Origin of the sequence: Planktosalinus lacus (assembly GCF_014640155.1) — a bacterium.
GTDB classification, from domain to species: domain Bacteria; phylum Bacteroidota; class Bacteroidia; order Flavobacteriales; family Flavobacteriaceae; genus Planktosalinus; species Planktosalinus lacus.
In genome coordinates, this window is record NZ_BMGK01000001.1 from 1 (window position 1) to 15,517 (window position 15,517).

Annotated in this window: 12 protein-coding genes; 4 read left to right on the forward strand and 8 right to left on the reverse strand. The window is 36.1% G+C overall.

Annotation, left to right across the window (positions count from 1 at the left end; translation table 11 throughout):
• On the reverse strand, positions 1-1,710 hold a 1,710-nt coding region (locus IEV69_RS00005; protein WP_188438260.1), incomplete at its 3' end, for a S8 family serine peptidase.
• A gap of 236 nt (positions 1,711-1,946) precedes the next feature.
• Here IEV69_RS00005 and IEV69_RS00010 point away from each other — a divergent pair.
• The gene (locus IEV69_RS00010) at positions 1,947-3,623 is read left to right on the forward strand and encodes an ABC transporter ATP-binding protein (RefSeq protein ID WP_188438261.1); all 1,677 of its coding nucleotides are present in this window, start codon (positions 1,947-1,949) and stop codon (positions 3,621-3,623) included.
• Positions 3,624-4,097: 474 nt separating this feature from the next.
• Here the strand turns inward: IEV69_RS00010 and IEV69_RS00015 are convergent, their stop codons facing one another.
• The 6 genes from IEV69_RS00015 to trhO all read right to left on the reverse strand — a co-directional run bounded on the left by IEV69_RS00015 (position 4,098) and on the right by trhO (position 11,043).
• On the reverse strand, positions 4,098-4,754 hold the full coding sequence (locus tag IEV69_RS00015; RefSeq protein WP_188438262.1) for a CoA transferase subunit B: 657 nt from the start codon (positions 4,752-4,754) through the stop codon (positions 4,098-4,100).
• Positions 4,755-4,756: 2 nt separating this feature from the next.
• The gene (locus tag IEV69_RS00020; RefSeq protein ID WP_188438263.1) at positions 4,757-5,458 is read right to left on the reverse strand and encodes a CoA transferase subunit A; all 702 of its coding nucleotides are present in this window, start codon (positions 5,456-5,458) and stop codon (positions 4,757-4,759) included.
• Positions 5,459-5,468: 10 nt separating this feature from the next.
• Positions 5,469-7,763 carry a penicillin-binding protein 1A gene (locus IEV69_RS00025; protein ID WP_188438264.1) on the reverse strand — a complete coding sequence of 765 codons (2,295 nt, stop codon included), beginning with the start codon at positions 7,761-7,763 and terminating at the stop codon, positions 5,469-5,471.
• Positions 7,764-7,768: 5 nt separating this feature from the next.
• Positions 7,769-8,260 (reverse strand): gliding motility lipoprotein GldH, encoded by a 492-nt coding sequence (locus tag IEV69_RS00030; protein ID WP_188438265.1) that lies wholly within the window; start codon positions 8,258-8,260, stop codon positions 7,769-7,771.
• The gene (locus IEV69_RS00035) at positions 8,253-9,407 is read right to left on the reverse strand and encodes a PSP1 domain-containing protein (RefSeq protein WP_188438266.1); all 1,155 of its coding nucleotides are present in this window, start codon (positions 9,405-9,407) and stop codon (positions 8,253-8,255) included. The genes IEV69_RS00030 and IEV69_RS00035 overlap by 8 nt, the downstream gene beginning before the upstream one ends.
• 271 nt (positions 9,408-9,678) lie before the next feature.
• The gene (trhO, locus tag IEV69_RS00040) at positions 9,679-11,043 is read right to left on the reverse strand and encodes an oxygen-dependent tRNA uridine(34) hydroxylase TrhO (RefSeq protein ID WP_188438267.1); all 1,365 of its coding nucleotides are present in this window, start codon (positions 11,041-11,043) and stop codon (positions 9,679-9,681) included.
• 403 nt (positions 11,044-11,446) lie between these two features.
• Between trhO and recA the strand changes: the two genes are divergently transcribed.
• The 3 genes from recA (at position 11,447) to IEV69_RS00055 (ending at position 14,664) form a co-directional block, all read left to right on the forward strand.
• On the forward strand, positions 11,447-12,457 hold the full coding sequence (gene recA, locus IEV69_RS00045) for a recombinase RecA (protein ID WP_188438268.1): 1,011 nt from the start codon (positions 11,447-11,449) through the stop codon (positions 12,455-12,457).
• 198 nt (positions 12,458-12,655) lie between these two features.
• Entirely contained in the window at positions 12,656-13,195 is a 540-nt protein-coding gene (locus tag IEV69_RS00050; RefSeq protein ID WP_188438269.1) for an RNA polymerase sigma factor, read from the forward strand.
• Between the two features lie 5 nt (positions 13,196-13,200).
• Positions 13,201-14,664 (forward strand): outer membrane beta-barrel protein, encoded by a 1,464-nt coding sequence (locus tag IEV69_RS00055; RefSeq protein WP_188438270.1) that lies wholly within the window; start codon positions 13,201-13,203, stop codon positions 14,662-14,664.
• Between the two features lie 102 nt (positions 14,665-14,766).
• Here the strand turns inward: IEV69_RS00055 and IEV69_RS00060 are convergent, their stop codons facing one another.
• Positions 14,767-15,507 carry a lysophospholipid acyltransferase family protein gene (locus tag IEV69_RS00060; protein WP_188438271.1) on the reverse strand — a complete coding sequence of 247 codons (741 nt, stop codon included), beginning with the start codon at positions 15,505-15,507 and terminating at the stop codon, positions 14,767-14,769.
• Positions 15,508-15,517 lie beyond the last annotated feature (10 nt).

The window sequence follows — 15,517 nt, forward strand, 5'->3', positions numbered from 1 at the left end:
TAAATCTACACTGGTCTGTGTGACATCAGATGCCGTTAGGTTTGTGGGCGCTGTGGGTGCCTCTGTATCTGAAGAACTAAGTCCGGTCACAATTAAGGTATAGTCTTGACTACCCCCTGAAAGGGATCCTTTGTGTGAAACAGTTATGGTATAAGTTCCTGATGCATTTGCAACATCAACTCTCTCAAAAGGGTCTTTTGTATTATCTCCTTTACCGTTTGCATTCACAGCAGTAAGTCTCCAAGGTAAGTTTGTTGTCCCACCTTGAGATACTCTTATATCTAAATCATTTACCAATCGCGCTATAGTAGAGTTTGTTGAAGAAGTTGATGTTCCAGCAGGGTCTGTCCAGGAAATAGAAGCCAATAAATCATTAATTCCGTCACTATTCACCTGAACGGTGTATGACTGACCCGGCATTAACGTTAATTCACTAATAAGTGATTCTTCCCCATCAAGTGTTATGGCTTCAGCAGCTCTCTTAGTATTTAACAAACCCCAACCAAAGATAGCATCGGGTCCTGTTGCACCCGCATCATCCGCAGTGTGTAAAGCAAGTCCTTTTAAGGTTGCAGAACGCATGAAATTACCGCTCAGATTGTTGACATGTTCTTGTAAAAGCAATAAAGAGCCCGTGACATTTGGCGAAGCCATAGATGTTCCTGAGATAGAACTGTATGCAGAGTTGCTATTTTCAAAGGTTGAGTAAACACCATGGCCGTTTCCGGTGATATCGGGTTTGATACGCAAATCGTCTGTCGGTCCCTGGCTACTGAACGAGCTTATACTAACTGAAATTAAATTTCCGTTGCTGTCTATATTTGCATCCTGTGCACTGGCTACAACCAAGTTGTTTTTTGAGGTAGCATGCCCGGTAAGTTTATCATATTGTGGATTTGAAGGGCTCAATGGTGATCCGTTGTAGTTAGTATACCCATCATTACCTGCTGCCACGACCATCAAATAGTAAGGGGCATTGTAATGAAGTGCATCCCAATTTCTGGAGTTTGTAATGTAAGCTCCAAAGTAATAATGAGGAACTAAATCTGAACGATAACCATAGGAATGGTTTGATATAAGCATACCGTTCCCAGCAGCAGCAGTAGCTTCAGATAAGTCATTGTTCCAATCGTAACCGGAAACTAGTGAATGAGGGGCCATACCTTTCGCATTAGACACCACACCTGAAGCCATAATGGTTCCAGCTACGTGGGCAGCATGATAATGCAAGGCGCTACTACCATCAGCCACAGAAAACCTGTTTGAACCTCCAGCTCCATCATATTCCTGATGTGAAGCTCTTGCAAGTCCTCCATCCCATACGTGGGCCCTCATATTTTGACCCATTAAGTTTAAGCCAAGAGAACCGCCGGCATTTAAATGGTTTACTCTGGTTGAACGTGCTGCAGAAACATTCAAGGTTCTATAGTAAATTAGGCTTCCATCGGGTTCTATTCTTTGCAACTCAGCTAAGCCACCGTCATCTAGGGTAATTTTTGTTTGAATTCCCCTTTGTTGAGCATATTGAATGGCGGCTTGTCTTTCCTGAGATACTTTGCTGGAAAATTGCCTTTCAAGTTGATTTAATTTTTGAAAGTCATATCTGGAAGTGATTAAATCTCGTTGTTCATCGGTTTGAGAAAAAACAAATGAATTACTAAGGAGCAAAACTGTTAACACAATTTTACTCAGGGATACAAAATATTTCATAAATTTCGTGTAGATTAATTATACAATTATGGGTTTGGGGATTATTTTAGAAGAGGATTTTCCTAGAAAAAACAATCAGGCAAATTAACTCGTAATATTGACCAAATGCAAATATATTCGATGTAATGCACATATTAACAATATTTTAAAGTCATTTTCAATTTTTAAACGAATTTTATTTATGAGGTAAACTTCACAAGAAACCATTTATTTGAGTATATTTGAATGGTCAAGTCATGCTAAAAGTCACAAACCTCTCATTATCTTTTTTTTCGAAAAAAAAAGAAACCAAAGTTTTAAATTCGGTTTCATTCTATCTGGGTAAAAATGAAATCTTGGGAATCGTGGGTGAATCAGGTTCCGGGAAATCTGTTACAACTTTGGCAATTATGGGTCTACTCCCAAAAAAGATTTCCAAAATTACTTCTGGAGAAATTCTATTTGAAAATAAGCCCCTCCAAAACTTATCAGAAAAAGAATTTCAAAATATTCGCGGTAACAACATTTCGATGATTTTCCAGGAACCTATGAGTGCTTTAAATCCTTCTATGTGTTGTGGTAAACAGGTTTCTGAAATTTTATTGCACCATAAAAAAATGTCAAAAAAATCAGCCAAAAGTGAAACCCTTCTACTCTTTGAAAAAGTTAAGTTGCCAAATCCCGAAGAGCTTTACAACAAATACCCCCATCAAATCAGCGGCGGGCAAATGCAACGGGTAATGATAGCTATGGCTATTGCCTGTAAACCAAAAATATTGATTGCAGATGAGCCCACAACTGCTCTTGATGTTACGGTTCAAAAAGAAATTATTCAGCTACTTAAAGACTTGCAAAAAGAGACCCAAATGAGTATTATTTTTATCTCTCATGACTTGGCTCTGGTATCTGAAATAGCAGATCGGGTTGTAGTAATGTATCAAGGAAAAGTGGTAGAGCAGGATGCTATTGAACAGATATTTCATTCCCCAAATGAATCTTACACTAAAGCCTTATTAAATGCCAGACCATCACTGAGCGAACGGACAGAAAAACTGGCTACCATCAAGGATTTTTTAGACAGTAATTTTAAAAAATATATCATTTCTAAAGAGCAAAGAACTCAAAAACACAAAAGCATTTACAATCAAAAACCGCTTCTAGAAGTTTTAAATCTTGAAAAAGAATACTTTTCAAATGCCGGAATTTTTAGGGCAAAAAAAATTACAAAGGCTGTTAATGATGTAAGCTTTCAACTATATGAAGGCGAAACCCTAGGGCTAGTTGGTGAATCGGGTTGTGGAAAATCTACTTTAGGTAAAGCCATTCTTCAACTTGACAAAGCCACAAAAGGTAAGATATACTACAGGGGCAAGGAAATTTCGGCTTTAAGTGAAAATGAATTCAGAAAATACAGAAAGGAAATTCAGATAATTTTTCAAGACCCCTATTCTTCCTTAAATCCAAGATTGCTTATAGGTGAAGCTATTTTAGAACCGATGAAAGTGCATAATCTCTATTGGAGCAAAAAGAAAAGAAAGGAACGTGTTCTGACTCTTTTAGATCAGGTGGGGCTGGATGCTAGTTTTTATTATCGATACCCTCACCAATTATCAGGCGGTCAAAGACAACGCGTAGGTATTGCCCGCACAATCGCAATGGAACCCAAACTTATCATTTGTGATGAATCGGTTTCTGCGCTGGATATTTCTGTTCAGGCACAGGTCTTGAATTTGCTGAATGATTTGAAGAAAACCTATCAATTCAGTTATTTGTTTATTTCTCATGATCTTGCCGTTGTAAAATATATGGCTGATCAATTGATGGTAATGAATGCCGGAAAAATTGAAGAAATGGGTGAAGCTGATGAAATTTATGCCAATCCATTGAAAAGCTACACCAAAAAGTTAATAGAAGCAATTCCTAAGGGAAAATAGGAATTAAAGAAAGTTTACGATTCCTGTCTATACGAGAATTTTGGACATAAAAAAATCCCGCTCTAACCTCACAAAGAGCGGGATTGACCTTTAAATCTGAAAATGTCAAACAGATTCGGGGTTTATTTTTAGTTACATCAGAAAAAAAACTTTTTTTGTGATATACAGCACACTACTTATTAAGATAAAAGTAGGTTTTACTTTTTGGCGCCATACTTGAAACTGTTTTTTGACTTTAGCCATAATTTCAATTTCTATTTGTCTTTTTACTACTTGTAACTTACATAGCTTAGGTTAAGTAAGCCGGTTAAATTTGGGACTGCTAATATGCAAACAAAATTCTGTTTTTAACGATAAAAAACATATTAATTCGTTGAAATGCACTTAATTTTAACATTTATGTGCTATTTATCCTCAATTGAGTATAAAAAAAGCTCCTTTTAGAGGAGCTTTTGTTTTAAGGATTATATAATTTTACAAGTTCATATCAGGAATATTTCCTTCAATAATTAAAGTTCCTTCTGTAGCATTTTTGATTTGTTCTACACTTACTCCCGGAGCTTTTTCCAGTAACTTAAAACCTTTTGGTGTTATTTCTAATACAGCAAGGTCTGTTACAACTTTTTTTACACAATGCACACCTGTGAGTGGAAGTGAGCATTGTTTTAGTAATTTTGATTCACCTGCTCTATTTGTATGCATCATAGCAACAATTATATTTTCTGCTGAAGCAACAAGATCCATAGCGCCACCCATCCCTTTAACCATTTTTCCCGGAATTTTCCAATTTGCTATATCTCCATTTTCTGCAACTTCCATTGCACCCAGGATAGTTAAATCGACGTGTTGACCTCGAATCATAGAAAAACTCATCGCCGAATCAAAAAAAGATGCACCGGGCAATGTTGTAATGGTTTGTTTACCGGCATTGATTAAGTCTGGATCTTCTTCCCCTTCAAATGGAAAAGGGCCCATTCCCAGCACTCCGTTTTCACTTTGAAATTCAACATCGATATCGTCACGCACAAAGTTGGCCACTAAAGTGGGTATCCCTATTCCCAGATTTACATAGTAGCCGTCCTTAACTTCTTTTGCTATGCGTTGTGCTATTTGTTCTTTTGTTAGTCCCATAGTTAATTTCGTTTTCTTACTGTGAGTTGCTCAATTCTCTTTTCATAATTTTCACCTTGAAATATACGTTGAACAAAAATGCCCGGAATATGAATTTGATTTGGATCAAGTTCGCCTGCTGGGACAAGTTCCTCAACTTCGGCGACAGTTATTTTTGCTGCACCACACATATTTGGGTTAAAATTTCTGGCAGTGCCTTTAAAAATTAAGTTCCCAGCAGTATCACCCTTCCACGCTTTCACGAAAGCAAAATCAGCATCAAACGCTTTTTCGAGCACATACCATTTCCCATTGAATTCTCTTGTTTCTTTCCCTTCAGCCACTTCAGTTCCATATCCAGCCGGTGTAAAAAAGGCCGGAAAACCAGCTTGAGCAGCCTGGCATCTTTGCGCGAGTGTTCCTTGAGGAATTAATTCAACATCCAGTTCGCCACTCAGCATTTGTCTTTCAAACTCAGCATTTTCACCTACATATGAAGAAATCATTTTTTTAATTTGCTTTTTGTGAAGCAACAAGCCCAAGCCAAAATCATCTACCCCCGCATTGTTTGAAATACAGGTCAAATCACGAATTTCTCTTTTCACAAGTTCAGCAATTGCCTTTTCAGGAATTCCGCTTAAGCCAAACCCTCCTAACATTAGTGTCATTCCATTTTGAACTCCTTCACAAGCAGTATGTACGTCAGAAACTACTTTATTTATCATATTTCTAATTTTAAAAACTAAATTCGTCTAAAATGTTATCTTCTTCATTTGCTTCTTTCCATTTACTGCAATCTGTTTCAATAGAGAGGTTTTCAGGTCTTTTAAAGTCTTCTTTTGAGACCCCTAAATCTTCATTTTCATAGCATTTTTTCATGTAGAGCCCCCAAATCGGCAAGGCCATGGTTGCTCCCTGACCGTAGGTGATGGTTGGGAATCTGGCAGATCTGTCTTCAGCTCCCACCCAAACGCCGGTAACTAAATTGGGAACCATTCCCATAAACCATCCGTCACTTTGGTTTTGAGTAGTTCCTGTTTTTCCTGCAATAGGGTTTGTAAAACCATAGGGATAACCGGTAATTAAGTTTTCATAAAAGTCATTGGGCCAGGTCCTTCTCAATCTACCTCCTGAGCCACCTTGAGTTACTCCTTCCAATAGCTTTGTGGTAACATAAGCACTTTCTGCACTTATCACATCACGGGTATTAGGAACGTGTTGAAACAACACTGTGCCGTTTTTGTCTTCTATTCTAAAAATCATTACGGGTTCCACATAAATCCCTTCATTGGCAAAAACAGCATAAGCTGCTACCATTTCAAATAGGCTTATATCGGTAGTTCCCAAGGCAATTGCCGGAACCGGCGACATTTCAGATGTATTTATCCCAAGTTTACTTACCAAATCAATAACGGGTTGTGGTCCTGTTTTATCTATCAAGTTTGCAGAGATTACGTTATGAGATTCTGCAAGCGCCTGAATTAAATTTACCATACCACCATATTTATCTCCAGCGTTTTTTGGTGTCCAGGGTTTTAGAAGTCCGTATTTTCCTTCTTCAATTGTATAGGGTGTATTTGGAAGTGTGTCACAAGGTGACATATGTAGCTGGTCTATGGCAGTTGCATAAACGAAAGGCTTGAAGGTAGAACCCACCTGACGTTTACCTTGCTTTACCATGTCATATTTAAAATGTTTGTAATTGACCCCTCCAACCCAGGCTTTTACTTCTCCTGTTTGTGGATTCATAGACATTAAAGACGATTGAAGATATGACTTATAATATTTAATGGAATCTATGGGTTTCATTATCGTGTCAATATCTCCTTTCCAGGAAAATACTTTCATTTCTCTTTCTACATTAAACGAAGCTATAATTTCTTCTTCAGTTTTGCCTAATGCTGTTAAATTGCGCCATCTGTCACTTCTTCGCATTGCATTTTTGATAATGCCTTCAGTTTCTTCTATGGTTATTCCTCTAAATGGAGCAGTATTATTATTTTTATTTTGTCTGTCAAATTCCTTTTGGAGATTTGTAAGATGTGCATGAACAGATTCTTCTGCATACTGCTGCATTTTTGAATCTATAGTAGTAAAGATTTTGAGACCGTCTCTGTAAATATTGTATTTGCTACCATCAGGTCTTGGATTATCATTAATCCAATTTTGTATTTCTGCTCTAGCGAATTCTCTAAAATAAGTTGCTAAGCCTTCGTCATGGCCTTCAGGAGAATAATTTAATCCTAACGGGAGTTGTTGTAGAGAGTCTTTTACTTCAGCAGATAGAAAGTTATTTTTTTCCATTTGTTTTAAAACAACATTTCTTCGGTTTAAGACCATTTCTTCTCTTCTTAAAGGGTTAAAAAGAGAGGAGTTTTTTAACATTCCTACCAACATAGCACTTTCAGCCGTAGTTAATTCTTTTGGTTCTTTGCCAAAATATATTCGCGAAGCAGACCTGATTCCAACTGCTTGATTTAAAAAATCATATTTGTTGAGGTACATCGTGAGGATTTCATCTTTAGTATATTGACGTTCCAATCGGGTTGCTATCACCCATTCTTTAATTTTTTGGATTACCCTTGATATTGTATTTCTGGAGCGCACACCTGTAAACAATTGTGTGGCCAATTGTTGTGTAATGGTACTTGCACCTCCTTTTTGGCCTAAAAAGGCTAGGGCTCTTAAAGTCCCTCTGGCGTCTATGCCGGCGTGATTGTAGAAACGTTCGTCTTCAGTAGCAATTAATGCCTGAACCAGATGTTCCGGCAGGTCTTCATAATTAACGGGAGTTCTGTTTTCTCGGTAAAACTTACCAAGAGTTTCCCCATCTGAAGATAGAATTTCGGTGGCAAGGTTGGTTTCAGGGTTTTCCAGTTCTTCAAAAGTGGGCAAAGTTCCAAAAGCACCCCAGGATGCTAATAAAAACAAAAGGACTATAACTAAAAGTCCTATTCCAATGAGCGACCAGAACCATTTAATGTATTTCCAGTTTCCGCCAGTATTGTTTTTTTCTGCTTTTTTTGTCATTTGTACTACTCTCTTTCTTCCTGAGTTTCTTCAATTATAACTCCAACATCTGTGATGCCTTCAAGATTTTTAACGCCCTCGACTGATGCATTATTGCGCATTGCCTGCCGTATTTTAATGCTATATAAACCTTCTTCAAAAAAATGTACGTTTTCTTTGTACCAAAGTTTGTTTTCCTTTATCCTGTTTCCGGAACCCAACCAAGTCCCGTCAGGGAGTGCCATTTGATATTCAAGTGTGTCAATCACCACCTTTCCATTTGGAAAGTTCATAGAGGTAATTAAAAACAGGTTATTAAAGTTATAATCATTGGTGTTTCTTATGTTAAAAAACAAGTTAAAAGATTTTAACGAATCCAGTTCAGGTAATTGAAACTCCAGTGTTTGATCTATCGGCCAATGATTTGGAAGAGACTTGTATTCACTGTGAATTTGATTAGAATCACATGAGCTCATCATCACTCCAAAAAATAATAAAACGAATATCTTTTTATCCATTTTTTTGAGAGTTTCTTTTTCTTCGCTTTTTATTTTTTGATCTTTTTTTAGAACTTTTTGGTTTGTCAAACCTTGTAAGACTGTCCTGGCCAACCACGTTGTTATAAACGGCTTCTCTTGAAACTGAAATTTCATTTACATAAATTTCAAGGCTTTGAGCCTTTTTATTTTGTTTGTTTAGTTCGATAATTTCATTTGCTTTTTCAGCTGTAATTTCAAACCAATTCATCCATTCACCCTCGTAAGCATACCACAAAACACCTTTAAAAATATCTAACTTTTGACAAACTGCCGTTCCTTTTTCGGTTTCAAGTTTGGTGTCAGCACTGGGAAAGTATTTTAACGCTTCCAAATAAGTGTCTAATTCATAATTGAGACAACATTTTAGCTTCCCACATTGTCCGGCTAATTTTTGAGGATTAAGAGAAAGTTGCTGGTATCTCGCGGCAGCTGTGTTTACTGACCTAAAATCTGTTAACCATGTGGAACAACACAATTCTCTTCCGCAGGAACCTATGCCACCCAATCTGGCAGCTTCCTGTCTGAAACCTACTTGTTTCATTTCAATGCGTGTACTAAACTCGTGTGCAAACTCTTTAATAAGCTCTCTAAAGTCTACACGTTCTTCTGCAGTGTAATAAAAGATTGCTTTCGAGGCATCACCCTGAAACTCAACATCAGAGATTTTCATTTTTAAATTGAGCCTGATTGCTATTTGACGCGCTCTAACTTTAACGCTCTCTTCACGATCTCGTGCTTTTTGCCAGATGTCAATGTCGCGTTGTGAAGCTTTTCTGTAAATTTTTGGACTTGTGTCTTCAATTTTTTGTTTTTTCTTTTTCATTTGGATACGCACCAACTCACCTGTTAAGGAAATGAGTCCAATATCGTGTCCTGAAGGGGCTTCGGTAGCAACCACATCACCTACTTGTAGAGAAAGTTTTTCAAAATTGTGAAAGAAGTCTTTCCTCCCGTTTTTGAAACGTACCTCAACAACATCAAACGCTTCTTGTTCTGCAGGCAATTTCATGTTTGCCAGCCAGTCAAAAACCGTGAGTTTATTGCAGCCATCGGTGCCGCAGGTACCGTTATTTTTACAGCCTTTGGGTTGACCGTCTTTTGAAGTTGAACAGCTTGTACAGCCCATAAAATATATATCTTGAAGTGACCTTAAGCCAGCTTTTTGTTAAAAGAATACTGAAGGGTAAAGATACTATTTTTTATTTCACTGAAAACTTCAATGAATAACTGATTGCTGTATATTACTGTTTAGTGGGTTTCATTTACAAAAATAAAATATATAAGACAGGTTTAATCTGCTTTAGTCTTTCGTTTTAAAGATTGTCAGATAAATAAATTCTAATTTGAATAATATATTTTTCTTGCATTTTTATTTGAAGCTCAATTACAAATATTTGTTATGTTGTTTCCAAAACTTTATAGATTTTATCTGAAAGTCTTAATTTAAAGGGAAGTTGAAGCGTTACTTTATCACCTTTTGAAGCTTTATCAGATACCGTTCCATTGACATAAAATGTGTCCAACTTGACTTTTTGTTTGCCTGTAGTTGGTCCATAAATCAATAAAGTGTCTCCGTTATGAATGCACCCGTTTTCCATAATAAATAAGCCCACTTTTGACTTTGAGTAGTAATGTTGTCCATTACCGACGATTTCTTTTTTTAAAGCGGTTTTTATAATGGTTTCTTTTTTCTTAGTCGCTTTTGCCAAAGAAGTATTGGTTAAGCTTCCGGAGGTTTTAAATTTTAACGCGGGTGATTTTCCTTTTCTAAATATTTTATTTCCCAGTTGTTTTCCTTTACGTAATTTAATTTGTTCAACCAAAGGAAGCTGAACAACATCTAAACAATCTGTAGAACAACAGTTTTGCATTTTATCTTTACAAGATTCACACTGAATAAACAATAAATGGCAGCCATCATTGGCACAATTGGTGTGATCGTCACATGGGGCTCCACATTGATGGCATCTTGAAATGATATCATCTGTGATGCGTTCACCTAAACGGTTGTCAAACACAAAGTTTTTTCCGATAAAATTATTAGTAAGTTCTTCATTCTTTATTTGACGAGCATATTCAATGATACCGCCTTCAAGCTGATACACATTTTTAAAACCTTTGTGTTTGAAAAATGCACTTGCTTTTTCACATCGAATTCCACCAGTACAATACATCAACAAGTTTTTATTTTCCTTGTGTTGGGCTAGTTGTTTCTCTATTATTGGAAGTGATTCTCTAAAAGTTTCAACATCGGGGGTAATGGCTCCTTTGAAGTGTCCGATTTCACTTTCGTAGTGATTTCTCATATCAACCACAATAGTGTTTGGATCCTCTAAAAGCTGATTAAATTCTTTCGCTTTTAAATGAACACCTTTATTAGTAACGTCAAAAGTTTCGTCGTTTAAACCGTCTGCAACAATTTTTTTTCTCACTTTAATTGTGAGTTTCAAGAAGGAGAAGTCATCTTGTTCTACTGCCACATTTAGTCGTATTCCCCTCATAAAAGAATATTCTTCAATTCGATTTTTAAACTCGTAGAAATTATCTGCAGGCAACGATAGTTGAGCATTGATTCCTTCCTGAGCAACATAAATTCTGCCGAGAACCTCCAGTGGATTCCAAGCCAGGAATAATGCGTCTCTAAAAGCTTTTGGGTTTTCAATTTTGGCATAGGCATAGAAAGACAACGTAAGGCGTTGTTTTCCGGCTTTATCGATAAGCTCGGCTCTTTCATTTGCGCTTAAAGTGTTGTACAGTTGCATGCTATAAACGTTTTAAGTGAGAAATAAAATTTGTTCTAAATGGAAGAACAGGCTGCAAAAATAATGGTTTTGCTGCTTTATTCAACAAAAAAAGCATCAAATATTCATTTGATGCTTTTTTTGAATGGCTAATTCGTTATTACTTGTTTTTTAATTAAATCGGTCAAAAAAAAGTAGTGCCGAGCTAGCCCCCATCAATTTTACTACCATTGCAAACTGCAATTGTAACAGTAAAGCCACTTGAATTAATCAGTATGTTTTTTCTTGAAGATTTCATTCAGATTTTAAATGTAGTCATTTAATTTCAAGATGAAAAATTATTGAAAAGGTTGCGCTCATCTATTGGTATGCACAAAAAGAAATAGTATTTTAGCAACAACTATTTTTTATTAAAATCTTAAAGATGAGCAAGGAAAAAGACGCAAAACTAAAGGCATTAAAACTTACTTTAGACAAATTAGATAAGACATATGGCAAGGGAGCTGTAATGAAACTTGGAGATCAAGCTGTACAGGAAGTAGATTCTATTTCAACCGGTTCACTTGGTTTAGATATTGCATTGGGAGTTGGAGGCTTACCCAAAGGTCGTGTAATTGAAATTTACGGACCTGAATCATCAGGTAAAACAACTTTAACATTACACGCGATTGCCGAAAGTCAAAAAGCTGGTGGTATAGCTGCATTTATTGATGCAGAGCACGCTTTTGACCGCGGCTATGCGAAAAAACTGGGTGTGGATATTGAAGAGTTAATAATCTCCCAGCCCGATAATGGTGAACAAGCACTTGAAATTGCTGATAATTTAATTAGAAGTGGTGCTATAGATATTGTGGTTATTGACTCTGTTGCTGCCTTGACACCCAAGAGCGAGATTGAAGGTGAAATGGGTGATTCAAAAATGGGATTGCATGCTCGATTGATGTCACAAGCCCTAAGAAAATTAACTGGGTCAATTAGTAAAACGCATTGCACTGTTATTTTTATAAACCAATTGAGAGAAAAAATTGGTGTTATGTTTGGAAACCCTGAAACCACTACCGGTGGAAATGCATTAAAATTTTATGCGTCGGTTAGATTAGATATTAGGCGCTCTACCCAAATTAAAGACAGCAATGGTGATGTCCAAGGCAATAGAACACGTGTAAAAGTCGTTAAGAATAAAGTAGCGCCTCCTTTTAAAACTGCCGAATTTGACATTATGTATGGCACCGGGATTTCAAAAGTGGGTGAAATTATTGACTTGGGTGTAGATTATGAAATCATCAAAAAAAGCGGCTCCTGGTTTAGTTATGGAGACACCAAATTGGGCCAAGGAAGAGATGCCGTAAAAGCTTTAATACTTGATAATCCTGAACTCTTGGAAGAACTTGAGATAAAAATTAAAGAAGCAATTGCATTGTTGAAAACAACTTAATGAATAATCAAACTTTTGATGAAATTTTAGAAAAACAAAACCATTTAAAACTTTAGATTAAAAGTTAAAAAAAACACAACAACGCAACCCAACATAATAATTTGCATCTACAAATAAAGACCCTTATTTATAAGTGAAATTTATGTAGATGCATTTTTTTTAAATTTCAACTATATTTTCACATTAAAAAGGGAATTATTGGCTTTAGAAGAGCTCATAGAAAAATGTAAAAACGAGGACAGAAAAGCACAAGGAGAGCTTTACACGTTGTTTTCGAACAAGTTGTATGCTGTTTGCTTAAAATATTCTCGCAATGCTGAAGAGGCTCAGGATAACCTCCAAGACGCTTTTTTAACTATTTTTAAAAGCATAGGCCAATTCAAGTTCAAAGGCTCTTTTGAAGGATGGATAAAACGCATTACTGTAAATACAGTCTTACAGAAATACCGCAAAGAGCGTTTTTTTGAAATAGTGAATGAAGAACTTCTTGAAGAACCCGAAGTTGAAATCGATGAGCAGAGCTTGTCGCTAGATTTTCTCCTAAGATTGATTCAGGAGTTGCCAGACAGATACCGGATGGTGTTTAACCTGTATGTTTTAGATGATTATTCACATCAGGAAGTGGCCGAAATGCTTGAAATTACTGTTGGCACATCAAAATCAAACCTTGCAAGGGCAAGAATGATTTTAAAAAATAAAATTGAAGAAAGTAAACCTGCTCAGGCAAAGAGCAATTAACTAATATGAAAACAAAAAAGCAAATAGACCGGCTTTTTAAAGAGCAATTCAAAAATCTGGAGACGGCTCCACCATCTTCTGTTTGGGAAAATATCGATGCTGCTCTTGAAAAAAGACAAAACAAAAAGCGTGTTGTGCCTTTATGGTACAAACTGGCCGGTGTTGCTGCATCTCTTTTTATTATATTGAGTGTAGGAAGTTTATTTTTTAACTCTTCTGAAGATTCTCAAATAACTTCTGAAGATAGTATTGAAAATGTTGAAAGTAAGTTTTCTGACCCAAATAGCAATTCATTAAAGCCGTCAGAAAAAAGCTCAGATGCTTTGGTTGAAAACAATCAAACAACTCAAAAGGATTCTAAATCAAATAATTTAAATACAGGTTCTGAATCTAACAAGTTAAATTCACAAATCTCAGAAACAACTAGTTCTCCTAAATCTGATTTGGTTAAAGACTCAAAAAACAATTTTGTTTCAAACAGTTCGAAATCTGATGAAAATGAAACTTTTACAGATATTGCTGAGGTTTCAAAGTCAAAAATTAAAGAAAAAGAAACTGACGAAAAAGAAACTGACAAAGATTACATTTCAAATACAACATTTGTTGAAACTACCATAGCCAATACAGATGTTACAGAGGAGGATACGTCGGAAGAAAATAAAAAATCACTCATTGAATATATTGCAGAAAAAAATGAGGAAGCTTTAATTGTTGAAAATTCTGAAAAGGAAAACAAATGGGAAGTTAGCCCAAACTTTGCTCCTGTATATTATAACACATTGGGTGACGGTTCATCAATAGACCCTCAGTTTTCAAACAATTCAAAATCGGGAGATATTAATTACAGCTATGGAGTGAAGGTGAGTTATGCCATTAATGATAAACTAAGTGTCAGAACAGGCTTCAACAAAGTTGACCTTAGCTACTCCACCAATAATATAGAATTTGCTGTAGCCAGCTCTTTTGAAGACGGGCTTCAAGCAGTTAATTATAAAAATAAAGATATTATAGTCGCAGTAGGACCCCGTGGCAGCCTAACACCTCCTCCTGCCGGAACTCCAACAATGACAGAAGATGGTATTCAAATAGTTCCTAGAAACGGGATTACTTCCGGTTCTATGAAGCAAGAGCTAGACTATTTTGAAATCCCCCTTGAATTAAAATACAATTTAACAAACAATCGATTAGGTGTTAATTTAATTGGTGGTTTGAGCACCCTTTTATTGAACAACAATCAGGTAAGTGTACTTTCAAATGGTTTTCAATCTGAAATTGGAAGTGCCAACAATTTGAATGATTTAAGTTTTAGCACCAATATTGGATTGGGTCTTGATTATAAGCTCAGCAATAGCTTTGTGTTTAACCTTGAGCCCATGTTTAAATACCAGCTCAACACTTATTCAGACAATGCCATTGACTTTAAACCTTATTACTTAGGGGTTTATAGTGGATTTAGTTATAAGTTTTAGTTAAGTTTAATTAGTTGAATGGTTTATTATTTAATTGTAATGTATGACAAATGATAAACTTATAAAAAGCCGCTCATTGTGCCAAAGAGCGGCTTTTTTGTTTTAAATTGATGGAGTCTGTAATTCGTTTAATATTGTATTTCTCACCACTTCTTTAATATTTTTTTTATCATCTTTGAGTTGGTTTATTGTATGTACAAAACGGTGACTTTTCACCCTCATTAAACCTGGACCACCACTTAAAAATGTATAGGGAAATCGTTTTTTATTGTCGTGAAATGTCATTGGCACTATGGGAATTTGATGATCAATAGCTAGTCTAAATGCTCCGTCCTTGAAGGTGTCAAGCAAAATGGTTTCGTCTTCGGGCACTCCTCCTTCTGGAAAAATACAAATACTCAAGCCAGAATGAATGCGTTGTTGGGCAGCATCAAAAACTTCTTTTCTGCTTTTGGCATTATTTCTGTCAACCAAAATACAGGTCCGTTTATAAAAAAAGCCAAACAAAGGTATTTTTGCCAACTCTTTTTTACCCACAAAAACAAACGGATTTTTCACTGCATAAAGCATCAACATAATGTCTGTCATAGAAGTGTGATTGGCAACAAACATGTAACTTTTTGAGGTGTCTGGCTCCTCTTCCTTTTTGATTTTTGGAAAAAACCCCATACCAAACAGTATCATAGTTGCCCAGACTCGTGCAACTACGAAAAATTGTGGATACCATTCCTTCTTAGAAATACTAACTAGCAGAAAAGGAAAAAGTATCACAATCGTGAGTGCAATTAATATATAAAACCACACCCGCCAAATTGGAATAAACACATAGGTTTTTAAAAACATAACATCAAAA